Origin of the sequence: Pseudarthrobacter sp. NIBRBAC000502770 (assembly GCF_006517815.1) — a bacterium.
GTDB lineage: Bacteria > Actinomycetota > Actinomycetes > Actinomycetales > Micrococcaceae > Arthrobacter > Arthrobacter niigatensis.
The window spans coordinates 4257998-4270591 of sequence record NZ_CP041198.1 but is presented as its reverse complement, the minus strand read 5'-3'; the positions used below and the strand labels follow the sequence as shown (position 1 = coordinate 4270591).

Sequence of the window (12594 nt, the reverse complement as noted above, 5' to 3'; positions counted from 1 at the left end):
CGGAGGAAGGTGAAGCGGCGTGACCATACTCGGTTCACGGAGGCCCGGGTCCCGCGGGAACGGCTCTCCCGGCGGCACCCAGGACCGCAGGCCCGCCAGCCGCCCGGCCCGCCGGGGAGAAATGTCACCCTTGGCCATGCGGAGCATCCAGCTCCTCCTCACGGTTCTCGTCCTGGGAGCGTGGGAGGTCCTGGGACGGGCCGGGGTGATCGACGAATTCTTCTTCCCCCTCCCTTCGGACATCTTCCAGACCGTATGGCTCTGGGTGTCCTCAGGGTTCGTATTCCCCCACCTTTGGGTGACCATGCAGGAAGCCATCCTCGCCTTCCTGGTGGGAGCCGCCGTCGGACTCCTCCTGGGCTTTATCCTCGCCCGCGTCCGAATCCTTGAGCGGCTGCTGGACCCCTTCCTCCAGATGTTCAATGCGCTCCCGCGCGTGGTCCTGGCTCCGATTTTCCTGCTGTGGTTCGGCCTTGGCATCTGGTCCAAGGTCGCCTTCGGCTTCACCCTGGTGTTCTTCATTGTCTTCTTTAACACCCTGGAAGGGGTCAAGAGCGTGGACCGGGTCCTGGTGGACAACGCCAGGATGCTGGGGGCCAGCGAAAAGCAGCTCCTGCGCCACGTCTTCATCCCCAGCGCCCTGACCTGGATCTTCTCCAGCCTGCATATCAGCGTCGGCTTCGCCATTACCGGCGCAGTGGTGGGCGAGTACCTTGGCGCGTCGGGAGGCGTCGGATATGCCATCGCCCAGGCCCAGGGCGTGTTCGACACCAAGGGCGTGTTTGCCGGGATGTTCATCCTCATGATCGTCGTCCTGATCATCGACCTCCTCGTCAACCGCCTGGAGCGGCACCTGCTCAGGTGGCGCCCGGTACGGTCTTCCTGACCCCTGACCCCGCCCGGCCCAAGAGCTGCTTTACCTGCGCAGAAACTCAACAACCCGCCTGAAAGGGACACTCATGACACAGAAAGCAACCCGGCGCCGTGGCCGGGTCCTCCTCCGGCCACTGACCCTCATTGCGTCAGTTGCCCTGGCGCTCTCAGCCTGCGGCGCACCCGCGGCGGCCCCTCCCGGCCAAAGCGGATCGGCCACTGCCGGCGGCGGGGGCGGTGGCAAGGTGGTGATTGGCGTCGGCGGACAGACCCTCCTGACCTACCTCCCGACCACGTTGGCCCAGCAACTTGGGTACTACAAGGATGAGGGCGTGGATGTTGAGCTCCAGGACCTCCAGGGCGGCTCCAAGGCCCTGACCGCCATGATCGGCGGCAGCACCAACGTGACCAGCGGGTACTACGAGCACACCATCCAGATGCAGGCCAAGAACCAGCAGATCAAAGCGTTCGTGGACATGGGCCAGTCATCCGGCCTGGCCCTGCTGGTGTCCCCGAAGAACGAAGGCCAGATCAAGTCCATCGCGGACCTGAAGGGCAAGAATGTGGGCGTCACAGCTCCGGGTTCTTCCACCGACATGTTCGTGAAGTTCCTGCTGGCCAAGAACAACATGCAGCAGTCTGATGCAGCTGTTTCCGCCATCGGCGCCGGCTCATCTGCCGTTGCCGCTGTTGAGCAGGGCCAGGTTGACGCCGCAGTGATGCTCGAACCGGACGTCTCAGTGCTTACCAAGCGCATCGGCCACAACCCAGTGGTCCTGGAGGATGTCCGCAGCTCCGAGGGCCTGAAGGAAGTGTTCGCCACCGATTCCTGGCCTTCCGCCTGCCTGTACGCCAAGACTGACTGGCTCAACCAGAACAAGGACACCGCCACCAAGCTGGCCAAGGCCATCAAGCGGACCCTGGAGTACATCAACGGGCATTCGGGGGCAGAAATCGCGGCCAAGATGCCGGAAAACTTCGCCGGCGGCGACAAGGATCTCTACGCTAAGGTCATCGATGACCTCAAGAACACTTTGAGCAAGGACGGCACTTTTACCGACGACGGCGTCCAGGCAGTCCTGAAGACCCAGCAGGTGGCCAACCCTGACGTGGGAAACAAGGACATCAAGCTTGCCGATACGTACACCAACGACCTGGTTAAGTAACCCGAGGGAAGCACAACCGGCGCAGCGAACAACGTCCCAGCCCGCCTAAGAGACAGAGAAAAAGGTGCCCGGCCCCTATATGGGGACGGGCACCTTTCAGTTCGGCTGTCCTACGCGGCAGCAGCGGCGGCCCGCACCGCCTGGCCAAGGGACGTCGTCGGGCGGCCGATCAGCCGCCGGAGGTCGCCGGTGCTGACCAGGAGGTCGCCGCGGGCAATGCCCATGTCGGAATCCGCCAGGATCTCCGCAAAGGCTTCCGGCACACCCACGGACGCGAGCAGTTCCGCATAGTCCCCGCGGGCAGGTCGTTGTAGCTGACGGCCTTCCCGGTGGCCGCGCTGATCTCCGCAGCGAGGTCCGCCATGCTGAAGGCCTTGTCGCCGCCAAGCTCGTAAACCTTGCCGGCCTGGCCGTCGGCCACCAAAACCGCGGCAGCCGCGTGGGCATAGTCGGCCCGGGCAGCGGCGCTGACCTTGCCGTCACCGGCGCTTCCCGCAACAGCGCCCTGCGCAAGCGTTCCGGGCAGCTGCTCCGTGTAGTTTTCCAGGTACCAGCCGTTGCGCAGCAGCACGAACGGAACCCCGGACTCACGCAGCAGCGCCTCGGTGGCCTTGTGCTCGTCGGCCAGCAACATGGACGTGGTGTCCGCGTTGGCGATGCTGGTGTAGGCCAGCAGCTCCACGCCCTCGGCCTTGGCCGCTTCGATAACGGTGCGGTGCTGGTCAACCCGCTGTCCCACTTCGCTGCCGGAGATCAGGAGCACCCGCGTGGCACCCTTCAAGGCAGCGGCAACCGATCCGGCGTCGGCGTAGTCCATCGGCTGTACGCGTACCCCGCGCTCCACGAAGTCCGCCAGCTTCGCCACGGACCGGCCGGCCGCGACAATATTCCCGGCCGCCACCCCACGCTCCAGGAGTGCTTCAAGAACGTGGCGGCCCAACTGGCCAGTGGCGCCTGTAACAACAATGCTCACGATGATTCCTTTCGGGATTTTGCTCTGTCGAAGGGCACAACCGGCCCGTCGGCGGATAACTTCCCAAAAGTGAGTACGCACTTTGAAGTAAGGTACTGACCTTGGAGTAAGCTTGTGGCATGCGAGCCGCCCCCTGCCCATGGCCTTTGACGACGGCGTGTTCCCGGCCGGGTGCCCCAGCCGGACACTGCTCGACCACGTCACCAGCAAATGGGGCGTCCTGCTCCTCATTGCCCTGTCGGAGGGCGAACAGCGGTGGAGCGACCTGCGGCGGCGGGCCGAGGGCATCAGCGAGAAGATGCTGGCACAAACGCTGAAGACCCTGGAGCGCGACGGCCTGGTCAGCAGGAAAGCCCAGCCTGTCATTCCGCCCCGGGTGGACTACAGCCTCACCGACCGGGGCTACGAACTGAGTGCGCTGCTGGTGCCTCTGGCAGCCTGGGCTTTTGACCACGCCGAAGAGATCATCAACGGGGCCGTCCCGGCCAAGTAGTCGCAGCACCGGAAAATGAGTACCTGTTACTGCTGTGGCTGGTGTGAATAGCGCTTAGCGTAGCCGTACGGTGGCGGCCGGAATGGGAGGACCATCCTCCGCTGGGAGCATTCCGCCAACCAGCACCGTTAGCAGGCGGCAGGTTGCCGCTTGAAGGAGTTGGTCACATGGCCAGGGACTACGCACAGGATCTTTCCGGCATGGGCCGGCCCGTCAGCCTGGGGTCCGCCCTTTCCGGGGCATGGGGCCGCACGTTGACGGCTTTCGGACCCCGCTGCCCTTACCGGGTAGGGGACACCGTCATAGGCGACGACCCCTTCAGCGGCAGGCGCGAAGGGGTCGTCGTGTGGCAGGACCGCCGGTCAGTGGGAGTGAAGACCCCGTACGGCGTCTTCTTCTTTGACCACCGGCTGGTCAAACCCCTGGACTGAAGTACTAACGGGCCGACCAGCCACCGTCCATGGTGTAGCTGGCGCCGGTGACCATGCCGGCGTCCGGGGACGCCAGCCAGGCCACCAGGGACGCCACCTCGTCCGGCTCCACCAGGCGCTTGATGGCGGCTTCGGTGAGCATCACCTTCGCCAGGACCTCGGACTCCGGGATGCCGTGCATCTTGGCCTGGTCCGCGAGCTGCTTCTCCACCAAAGGCGTGCGCACGTATCCGGGGTTGACGCAGTTCGACGTAACACCGTGCGGTCCCCCTTCAAGCGCGGTCACCTTGCTGAGCCCTTCCAGGCCGTGCTTGGCCGAGACGTACGCGCTTTTGAACGGAGAGGCGCGCAGTCCATGAACCGAGGACACGTTGATGACGCGGCCGAACTTGTTGGCGTACATGTGCGGCAGGGCAGCCCGGATGAGCAGGAACGGGGCCTCCAGCATCAGGCTGATAAGCCTGCGAAAGTCTGCGGGATCGAACTCCTCGATGGGGTTGATGCGCTGGATGCCGGCGTTGTTGACCAGGATGTCGCAGTCAAGGCTCAGCCCGGCCAGGGCGTCGACGTCCAACAGGTCCACTTCCCAGGCGCTGCCGCCCACCTCATCGGCGAGGGACGTTGCGGCGGCGGCATCGACGTCGGCCACCACCACTTTCGCTCCGCGCGCCGCCAGTGCGCGCACGCAGGCGGCCCCGATTCCGCTGGCACCGCCGGTGACCAGCGCCTTGCGTCCATTCAACGTGTTGTCCATTCCAGTTCTCCTTGTGTACAGCCAACGACTTGCGCGCCCGGACGGTCCAGCGGCCGGGTCAACCCAACAGCCAGGTCAGCGGCGTCCAGCGGTCAGCAGCCCCTCGCGGGCCGCGTCTTCCTGGTCCACGTCCTCCAGGGCAATGCCCTTGGTCTCCTTCAGGCTTAGCACGGCCACCGTGGTGATGGCACAGGCCACCACCAGGTAGATGGCGGTGGGCAGCCACGAACCCGTGTCCTTCAGCCACTGGGTGGCCAGCAGCGGCGCCAGCGAACCGGCGAAGATGGACGTCACCTGCGAGCCGAGGGATGCGCCGGAGTACCGCATGCGGGTGGGGAACATCTCGGCCATGATGGCGGGCTGGCCCGCATACATCAGGCCGTGCAGGCACAGGCCGATGGTCACGGCCAGGACGATGACGACGGCGTTCCTGGTATCGAACATCGGGAAGGCGAAGAACGGCCAGGTGGCACCCAGGATGGCGCCGGCCAGGTAAACGGGCTTGCGGCCAATCCGGTCCGCGAGGCGGCCGTACTGCGGAATGATGGCGAAGTGGATAAGGTGCGCGATCAGCAGCGCCAGCAGGAGCGAGGAAGTGTCGTACTTGTGCACGCTCTTGAGGTACACGATCGCGAAGCTGACCACCAGGTAATACATGATGTTTTCCGCGAACCGCAGGCCCATGGCCTGGAAGATGCCCTTGGGGTACTTGCGCAGGACCTCGAAGACGCCGTAGCTGACGGCCTGTTCCTTCTCCACCAGTTCCTTGGCTTCGAGGAAGATGGGCGATTCGCTGACGTTGGTGCGGATGTAGTAGCCCACGAAGACGATCACTGCGGAGAGCCAGAACGCCACGCGCCAGCCCCAACCGAGGAAGGCCTCGCTGCTCAGGGTGGTGGACATGATGTACAGCACCAGGGTGGCCAGGAGGTTGCCCACCGGGACGGCCGCCTGGGGCCAGCTGGACCAGAAGGCGCGGGTCTTGTTGGGGCTGTGTTCGGCCACCAGGAGCACGGCACCGCCCCATTCGCCGCCCAGCGCGAAGCCCTGGATGAAGCGCAAGGCCACTAGCAGCGCAGGGGCCAGGTACCCGATGTCGGCGAAGCCCGGCAGGCAGCCCATCAGGAACGTGGAAACACCGATGATGATGATGGTGAGCTGCAGCGTGGGCTTCCGGCCCAGCTTGTCGCCGATCTGGCCAAAGACGATGCCGCCCAGCGGGCGGGCGATGAAGCCCACGGCATAGGTCAGGAACGCCTGGATGATCCCGTCCAGGTCGTTGCCTGTGGCGGGGAAGAAGTACTTGCCGAAGACCAGCGTGGCCGCGGTGGCGTACAGGAAGAATTCGTACCATTCCACCACCGTGCCCACCATGGAGGCGGCGACAATCTTCTTCAGGCCCGTTCCCTTGGGTGCATGCCCGGCGTCGTTCGCCAGGCCTTGCTCAATGCTCATGGTTCTCCTCAGTGTCCACATTGACACGTGCTGTGATCTCCAGCACAAGTGACTCAGATGAGTATTGCTGCACAGGTCCGGCTCTTCAATGGCCAAAGAGGCAGTCAACGTGTGCACAATTGCAGATATGAACGCGAACCCCGATGACCTGCTGGTGCTCCTGGCGGTGTCCCGCTCCGCCAGGTTCACGACGGCGGCCCAAGCCTTGGGCCTGAACCACACCACCGTCTCGCGCAGGATCGCCGCGCTCGAGAAGTCCCTGGGCGGCCGGGTCCTGTCCCGTGCCGCGGGCGGCTGGGAACTCACGGAGCTTGGCGAACGCGCCGTGCGGGCGGCCGAACAGGTGGAGGCGGTGCTGGGCACGCTGGGACCGGGCGGCCAGGCACCCGACCCGATTGCCGGCGTCGTGCGCATGACCGCGACGGATGGCTTCAGCGCCTACATTGCCGCCCCTGCCGTGGCACGGCTGCGCCGGGACCATCCGGGCCTGAGCGTGGAGGTGGTCACCATGACCCGCCGGGCGCTGCAGCAGCGGTCAGGGCTGGACATCGAAGTGGTGGTGGGCGAGCCGCAGGTGCACCGCGCGGAGGCCATCCGCCTGGGCGATTACCGGCTGGGCATGTATGCCTCCCGCGCCTACCTTGCAGAGTATGGGACACCCGCCACCGTGGCCGAACTCAACGGGCATCCGCTGGTCTACTTCGTGGACTCGATGCTCCAGGTGGACGACCTCGATGCGCCGCGGCGGCTCGTTCCCGCCATGAAGGACGGCCTGACCTCCACCAACGTGTTCGTCCATGTCGAGGCCACCCGTGCCGGCGCCGGCGTCGGCTTCCTGCCGTGCTTCATGGCCGACCTCCACGACGACCTGGTCCGCCTGCTGCCCGAAAAGATCGGCGAACTGCTCCCCTACTGGATGGTCCTGCGTCCGGACTCACTCCGCCGCCCTGCGGTGGCCGCCGTCGTGCAGGCCCTCAGGGAACGGATGTCCGAGCACCGCGATGCACTCCTGGGCCGCTGAAGACGATAACTGCGTGGGCCCACGCCCGCCGGGTTCCCTGGCCGTGCTTGCGGGGTCAGGGTGCGGGTGCGTCGTGGCGGACCGGAGCCCCCGCCGCGAATGCCCGCACCTGGTCGTCATCCCACAGGTGCGCCGGGACGGCCCCGCCGAGGAGCCGGCGGCGAAGCTGCGGATCGTCCCCGAAGGGCACGTCGCTGCCGGCCATCACCATGTTTCCGTACCGCCGGCCCTTCAGCATGGCGGGATCGGCAATGATCACCGTGTGCTTGAAGGCGGCCGCAATGGTGGCCGCGTCCTCCCGGGCGTTCTTCAGGTCCGGGGCGTCACCGGAATTGGCAACATACAGGCCGCCCGGCGCCAGGACCCGCTTGGCGTGCTGGTTGAATTCGGCGGTGGTGAGGGGCCGGGGGGTGAATGCTCCCGCGAAGACGTCGCGGATAATGAAGTCCCTGGTGTGCTCCGTGAGGGTTTCGGTCACGGCACGGGCCTCCCCCACGCGGATCCGCAGCAGGGGCGCCTTGGGAAGGTCGAACCAGCCGCGCACGTACTCGGCGAGCTTCCCGTCCAGCTCCACCACCACCTGCCGCGCATCGGGGTAGGCGGCGGAGAAGTAGCGGGCCAGGGAGCAGGCACCGCCGCCCAGGTGCAGCCCGCGCAGCTTTGCTGCGGAGACGTCCGACGGCGGCCACCGCGACTCAATGAGCGCCGCCATCCACCGCATGTACTCAAAGTCCAGGAACAACGGGTCGGCCAGGTCAATGTGCGAGCTCATGACGCCGTTGATCTTCAGGAGCCAGCCGGTGGAGTTGTCCTGGTCGGCGATGAGTTCACAGTCGCCCGTATCGATGTAGTAGACGCCCTCTGCCGGACCGTTCACCACAGCCCCCTTGGGAACCTCAACCACACCGGCTGCCGGGCGTCCGGCCCGGTTCGCCGACCGTCCGCGTTTCGCCATTGCCCGTTGCCCCGCTTCAGTCCGTGTGAGTTGTACAGGGTCAACCCTAGTTGTTGCCCGCCATTGGAGCTGAAGCGGGGCAACGGTCCCGGAAGCCCGCACCGCCTGATGGAAGGCTGGTGGTCTGCGGCGGCGGGGTCAACAATGACAGGATGGAATACACAGCGAGGGTGGCTTCATCCGTCCAGTTCGTCTCGGAGCTGGACAGGTCCGTGACCTTCTACCGGGACCTGTTCAACTGCGTGGAAACCATACGCTCGGCCGACGCGGCCCTCCTCCTGGCGCCCGGAGGCTTCGAGCTCTACCTCATTGAACGCGGCCCCCGTGAGGAGCACTACTCGGGTGGCCTGGGGCAGCACCTGCTGATGTGGGCGACAGACACCGCTGAGGGCCTGGCGTACTTCGAGCGGGCGCTGAAAGACCTGGGGCGTTACACGGAAACCCGCGCAAAGGGCGGCGTTACCGTCGTCGAAGGCCGGGATCCCGACGGTATCCGCGTCATCGTCACCCACCCGGATCCGGCAGAAAAACCCCGTTCGGTCCTGGACAGCCACCTGTACAGCTGAGGCGAGGCCCCGAGGGGGCTGGAGGGTCAGTTACCGAAAGCGGGGGGCGCGACGACGTCGGGCCGCGCCTCGGCTTCGTCCCTCGGCTGCCGCCGGGACGGGCCCACTGCTACGGTGCCGTGGCAGCCCCCTGGCCGTCGCGGATCCGATTCACCACGGCAGTGGTGGACCGTTCAGCCACGTAGTCCAGGATGGCCACGCGGCCGCCGTATTCTTCCACCGCGGGCGTCTCGGCCAGCATTTCGGGCGTGTAGTCCCCGCCCTTGGCGTACACCTCGGGCCGGAGCAGGCGGATCAGCGGGGCGGCCGTGGGGGTGTCGAACACTGTCACGTAGTCCACGCAGCTCAGCGCCGCCACCACCGCTGCCCGGTCCGCCATGGTGTTGATGGGCCGGCCGGATCCCTTGAGCCGGCGGACGGAATCGTCGCTGTTCAGCGCCACCACCAGGATGTCGCCCAGCTGCTTGGCCTGGTTGAGGTACCGGGTGTGGCCACTGTGCAGGACGTCGAAGCAGCCGTTGGTCAGCACGATCCGCTGCCCCTGGGCGCGGTGCAGCTCCAGTTGGCGCTCCAGTTCCTCCTCGCTCAAGGCCGTATCGGCGAACGCCTCCAGGTACCGGCTGAGCTGGGCGGTACTGCACACCGAAGTGCCGGGCTGGTGGACCACCACGTCGGCGGCCGACTGTGCCAGGTCCAGGCTGGCCGTCAGCGGGAGGCCTGCGGCACGGGCCAGCGTCAGGGCCGCCACGAACGTATCGCCTGCCCCGGACGCCTGCTTTTCGGCAGCCGGCCGCGCCCACGTCCGGTGCCGCACGCCGTCGGGCGTCAGCAGGACGGTTCCGTCCCGGTCCAGGGTGACCACCACCGCACGCGCGCCGGTGCTGGCCAGCAGGTCTGCAGCAGCACCGCCTACGGCGTCCACCCTGCCCTGCCCCTCCGGCAGCCTGCGGTCGAGCAGCCGTGCGGTTTCCTGGGCATTCGGCGTCACCAGGTCCGGCTGCAGGGCCGCCCACGGCCGCGGGTCGTGGGCGTCAACCACCACCAGTGGCCGGCCTTCCCCGGTCCAGTTCCCCAGGGTTCCCGCCAGTGCGGCGCGGACGGGGCCTGCCACCACACCGGTCCCGTAGTCGCAGACCAGCACGGCGTCCTGGCGTTCGACGGCGGCCCGCACCGAGGCGGCGAGCGCGGCCAGGGCCTCGGCCGGGACAGTGCCGGCCGAGTCGTCGAGGCGCAGCATCACCTGGCCGCCGCTGCTGATCCGAATCTTGGTGGTGGTGACCATATCCGGGTGGGTGTGGAGGTGCCGGACGTCGATGCCGGCGGCGGCAAGCTGCCCGCGCAGGTCCTCGCCGGCGTCGTCAGTGCCGATGATGCCGGCCACTGCCACCTTCGCTCCCAGGGCCGCAAGGTTCATGGCGGTGTTGGCCGCCCCACCGGGAACCGATTCGCGGGTTTGGATGTCCACGACGGGGGCGGGAGCTTCCCGGCAGAGCCGTTCGATGCTGCCGCTCCACCAGCCATCGAGCATCACGTCGCCGATCACCAGGATGGAGGGGTTTTCGGCGGCCAGCCTTCCCGGCAGCCAGTCAGACAGCGCCCGCTGGGTTGAGAGGTCGATGGAGTCCGGGGACGCGTTCATGGCTGGTCCACTTCGGCACGGCCGGCCCGTGCATAGGCCGGCGGAGCTTCGATGTGCACCACCTTGACCTGCGTGAATTCGTCCAGCAGCTCGGGCCCGTAGCCGAACCCGGCGCCGCTCTCCCCGCGGGGCTGGGCTGCCCCGCCCGGAGCGCCGCCAAAGACCGCGTTGACCTTGACCGTTCCCACCGGCAGCGCGGCCACGGCCTGCTGGATGTGCGCAAGGTTGCTGCTCAGGACGGTGGCGGCCAGGCCGTACCTGCCGCTGCACGCCAGGCGCAGGCCGTCGTCGAACGTGTCCACCACCTGGACCGGGGCCACCGGGCCGAACGTTTCCTCCGCCATAACCTGCATTCCTTCGGTGCAGCCGAGCAGGACGGTGGCGGGGTAGAAGGATCCGGGCCCGTCCGGCAGTGCACCGCCTTCCACGGCGCGGGCGCCGCGGTCCAGGGCCTCCGCAACATGCCCGTGGACGGCGTCGCGCATCCGTAGGTCAACCAGCGGCGCCACGGATCCGTTGCTGTTCCGGAGGGCAGCCTCGGCTTCGAGTGCGCTGCAGAACGCCTCGGCGATGTCTTGATGGACGTAGATGCGTTCCACGGCGGTGCAGATCTGGCCGCTGTTGCTGAAGGCGCCGATGGCGGCCTGTTCCGCAGCCCACGCCGGGTCCACGTCGCGGTCCACCACCAAGGGATCGTTGCCGCCGTTTTCGCGGATGACGTGGGCACCGGTACGGGCTCCTGCCTCCGCGATCCGGGCACCTGAGGCGCTGGAACCGACGTGGGCGAGCACGTCCACGTCCGCCCGGGACAGGGCTTCCCCCACCCCTGCGCCGCCGGAGAGGGTCAGGAAGACGCCGGCGGGAAAGGCCGGTGCCAGGACTTCGCCCAGCGCCTCCCCCAGCCGGGGGCAGCGCTCGCTGGGCTTGTGGATGACCGCGTTGCCCGTCACCAACGCGGCCCCGATCATGCCGCAGGCTACTGCCACCGGGTCATTCCAGGGGGTCAGCAGGACGGCCACGCCGCGCGGCTCGGCGATGGTGTAGTCGGAGGCGAGCCGGCTCCCGCGGAGGCTGTGGCCGCGGTGCACCGGGCCCAGTTCGGCATACTGCTCAAGGGTGGATACGGCGGCGGCGATTCCGGCCAGCGCTTCTTCTTCGGGCCGCCCGGTTTCGCTGGCATTCAGCCCTGCGAGCTCCCGGGCGGCAGCATCCAGCGCCTTGGCGGCGGCGCGAAGGGCCGCGCCGCGCTCGGCCGGAGCTGTCGCCGCCCAGCCGGGCGCAGCTCTGCGGGCCACGTCCACGGCATCATTTACTGCGTCCGGGCCCGCCTGGGGCACCGTCCAGAGCACTTCACCGGTCCGCGGGTCCTGGATGGTGATGCCGGCGCCCTCGACTGTTTCCTTGCCTGCGGTTGTTTCAGTGGCTGTGGTGGGCATGGTGTTCCTCCCGCCTTTCGGTGCTGGTATGTCGTGTGCTGGTGGTCCGGCTGTGCCGCCAGGGTGTGGCGGCCTGTGCCCGGTTTAGGGCCAGGAGCCCTCTTCCTCGTGGCAGATCAGCATTTCCCTGACCTCGCAGCCGGTGGGCTGGTTCAAGGCGAACAGGATGGCCTGTGCGGTGTTGGCGGGATCGTTGAGCCGGGAATCGTCCTGCGGTTTGTACTGCTCGGTCCGGTCATCGAAGAACCGGGTCTTCATGCCGCCCGGAATCATGGTGGTCACGCCGATTTCCCCTCCGGTTTCCGCGGCCAGCGCGTGGCTGAATCCCACCACGCCGAACTTGGAGGCGCAGTACGCGGTGGCATCAGCCACGGCGCGTTTGCCCAGGGTGGAGGCTACGGTGACCACGCGCCCGTGGCTTTCCTTCAGGTACGGCAGGGCGGCGCGCACGGTGGAAACCGTGCCCATCAGATTGACCCCGATGACCTTTTCCCACTCGGTGGCTTCGACGTCGGCGAGCTTGCCGCAGCGGTCGATCCCTGCCGCGGTAACCACCGCGTCGAGGCCGCCGAGGGTTTCCGCGGCTTCCCGGACTGCGTGCTCCACGGCAGCACGGTCTGCGACGTCCACTTCGAACGCCTTGACGCCCGAGACGGTACTGATGTCGCGGTCCAGGACCACCGGAGTGCCACCGGAGCGGAGGACTGCTTCGACGACGGCGGCCCCCAGTCCGGAGGCACCTCCGGTGACCAGGACGCGTCCGGGCGTGGTGGCAGCAGTTGCGGTTGGTTCTGCGGTCATGGTGTTCCTTTCAGTGGGAAAACAAGACAGA

The 12594-nt window shown here is 67.2% G+C and carries 12 protein-coding genes and 1 pseudogene; 6 read left to right on the top strand and 7 right to left on the bottom strand.

Annotated features, from left to right (window positions below; genetic code table 11):
* The first annotated feature begins 19 nt into the window (after positions 1-19).
* Positions 20-886, top strand: coding sequence for an ABC transporter permease (locus NIBR502770_RS20340; RefSeq protein WP_210418894.1), 867 nt, complete (start codon positions 20-22; stop codon positions 884-886).
* A gap of 73 nt (positions 887-959) precedes the next feature.
* Positions 960-2039 carry an ABC transporter substrate-binding protein gene (locus tag NIBR502770_RS20335; RefSeq protein ID WP_141183162.1) on the top strand — a complete coding sequence of 360 codons (1080 nt, stop codon included), beginning with the start codon at positions 960-962 and terminating at the stop codon, positions 2037-2039.
* Between the two features lie 110 nt (positions 2040-2149).
* On the opposite strand, the pseudogene NIBR502770_RS20330 reads toward NIBR502770_RS20335, so the two are convergent.
* A pseudogene (locus NIBR502770_RS20330) lies at positions 2150-3012 on the bottom strand (SDR family oxidoreductase).
* A 139-nt stretch (positions 3013-3151) separates the two neighbouring features.
* Between NIBR502770_RS20330 and NIBR502770_RS20325 the strand changes: the two are divergent.
* Together NIBR502770_RS20325 and NIBR502770_RS20320 are read left to right on the top strand one after the other, a co-directional pair.
* On the top strand, positions 3152-3505 hold the full coding sequence (locus NIBR502770_RS20325) for a helix-turn-helix domain-containing protein (protein WP_141183522.1): 354 nt from the start codon (positions 3152-3154) through the stop codon (positions 3503-3505).
* Between the two features lie 167 nt (positions 3506-3672).
* Positions 3673-3936 carry a hypothetical protein gene (locus tag NIBR502770_RS20320; protein ID WP_141183161.1) on the top strand — a complete coding sequence of 88 codons (264 nt, stop codon included), beginning with the start codon at positions 3673-3675 and terminating at the stop codon, positions 3934-3936.
* 4 nt (positions 3937-3940) lie between these two features.
* Here the strand turns inward: NIBR502770_RS20320 and NIBR502770_RS20315 are convergent, their stop codons facing one another.
* Both NIBR502770_RS20315 and NIBR502770_RS20310 read right to left on the bottom strand, forming a co-directional pair.
* A complete protein-coding gene (locus NIBR502770_RS20315) occupies positions 3941-4690 on the bottom strand; it encodes a 3-hydroxybutyrate dehydrogenase (RefSeq protein WP_141158370.1) in 750 nt (249 codons plus the stop codon).
* A gap of 75 nt (positions 4691-4765) precedes the next feature.
* The gene (locus tag NIBR502770_RS20310) at positions 4766-6145 is read right to left on the bottom strand and encodes an MFS transporter (RefSeq protein WP_141183160.1); all 1380 of its coding nucleotides are present in this window, start codon (positions 6143-6145) and stop codon (positions 4766-4768) included.
* A gap of 127 nt (positions 6146-6272) precedes the next feature.
* Between NIBR502770_RS20310 and NIBR502770_RS20305 the strand changes: the two genes are divergently transcribed.
* Positions 6273-7166, top strand: coding sequence for a LysR family transcriptional regulator (locus NIBR502770_RS20305; RefSeq protein WP_141158372.1), 894 nt, complete (start codon positions 6273-6275; stop codon positions 7164-7166).
* A gap of 55 nt (positions 7167-7221) precedes the next feature.
* Here the strand turns inward: NIBR502770_RS20305 and NIBR502770_RS20300 are convergent, their stop codons facing one another.
* The gene (locus NIBR502770_RS20300) at positions 7222-8121 is read right to left on the bottom strand and encodes a spermidine synthase (protein WP_141183159.1); all 900 of its coding nucleotides are present in this window, start codon (positions 8119-8121) and stop codon (positions 7222-7224) included.
* A gap of 152 nt (positions 8122-8273) precedes the next feature.
* Between NIBR502770_RS20300 and NIBR502770_RS20295 the strand changes: the two genes are divergently transcribed.
* The gene (locus NIBR502770_RS20295) at positions 8274-8687 is read left to right on the top strand and encodes a VOC family protein (protein WP_141158374.1); all 414 of its coding nucleotides are present in this window, start codon (positions 8274-8276) and stop codon (positions 8685-8687) included.
* 109 nt (positions 8688-8796) lie between these two features.
* Here the strand turns inward: NIBR502770_RS20295 and rfaE2 are convergent, their stop codons facing one another.
* The 3 genes from rfaE2 to NIBR502770_RS20280 all read right to left on the bottom strand — a co-directional run bounded on the left by rfaE2 (position 8797) and on the right by NIBR502770_RS20280 (position 12563).
* Complete coding sequence (rfaE2, locus tag NIBR502770_RS20290) at positions 8797-10326, bottom strand: D-glycero-beta-D-manno-heptose 1-phosphate adenylyltransferase (RefSeq protein WP_141183158.1); 1530 nt, start codon at positions 10324-10326, stop codon at positions 8797-8799.
* Positions 10323-11762 (bottom strand): aldehyde dehydrogenase, encoded by a 1440-nt coding sequence (locus NIBR502770_RS20285; RefSeq protein WP_141183157.1) that lies wholly within the window; start codon positions 11760-11762, stop codon positions 10323-10325. The genes rfaE2 and NIBR502770_RS20285 overlap by 4 nt, the downstream gene beginning before the upstream one ends.
* 84 nt (positions 11763-11846) lie before the next feature.
* Positions 11847-12563 (bottom strand): SDR family oxidoreductase, encoded by a 717-nt coding sequence (locus NIBR502770_RS20280; RefSeq protein WP_141183156.1) that lies wholly within the window; start codon positions 12561-12563, stop codon positions 11847-11849.
* Positions 12564-12594: the final 31 nt, after the last annotated feature.

Excerpts from the sequence above, each read along its gene's own strand:
- NIBR502770_RS20335 (WP_141183162.1), top strand. The coding sequence starts at position 960 with ATGACACAGAAAGCAACCCGGCGCCGTGGCCGGGTCCTCCTCCGGCCA.
- NIBR502770_RS20325 (WP_141183522.1), top strand. The coding sequence starts at position 3,152 with ATGGCCTTTGACGACGGCGTGTTCCCGGCCGGGTGCCCCAGCCGGACA.
- NIBR502770_RS20320 (WP_141183161.1), top strand. The coding sequence starts at position 3,673 with ATGGCCAGGGACTACGCACAGGATCTTTCCGGCATGGGCCGGCCCGTC.
- NIBR502770_RS20315 (WP_141158370.1), bottom strand. The coding sequence starts at position 4,690 with ATGGACAACACGTTGAATGGACGCAAGGCGCTGGTCACCGGCGGTGCC.
- NIBR502770_RS20310 (WP_141183160.1), bottom strand. The coding sequence starts at position 6,145 with ATGAGCATTGAGCAAGGCCTGGCGAACGACGCCGGGCATGCACCCAAG.
- NIBR502770_RS20305 (WP_141158372.1), top strand. The coding sequence starts at position 6,273 with ATGAACGCGAACCCCGATGACCTGCTGGTGCTCCTGGCGGTGTCCCGC.
- NIBR502770_RS20300 (WP_141183159.1), bottom strand. The coding sequence starts at position 8,121 with ATGGCGAAACGCGGACGGTCGGCGAACCGGGCCGGACGCCCGGCAGCC.
- NIBR502770_RS20295 (WP_141158374.1), top strand. The coding sequence starts at position 8,274 with ATGGAATACACAGCGAGGGTGGCTTCATCCGTCCAGTTCGTCTCGGAG.
- rfaE2 (WP_141183158.1), bottom strand. The coding sequence starts at position 10,326 with ATGAACGCGTCCCCGGACTCCATCGACCTCTCAACCCAGCGGGCGCTG.
- NIBR502770_RS20285 (WP_141183157.1), bottom strand. The coding sequence starts at position 11,762 with ATGCCCACCACAGCCACTGAAACAACCGCAGGCAAGGAAACAGTCGAG.
- NIBR502770_RS20280 (WP_141183156.1), bottom strand. The coding sequence starts at position 12,563 with ATGACCGCAGAACCAACCGCAACTGCTGCCACCACGCCCGGACGCGTC.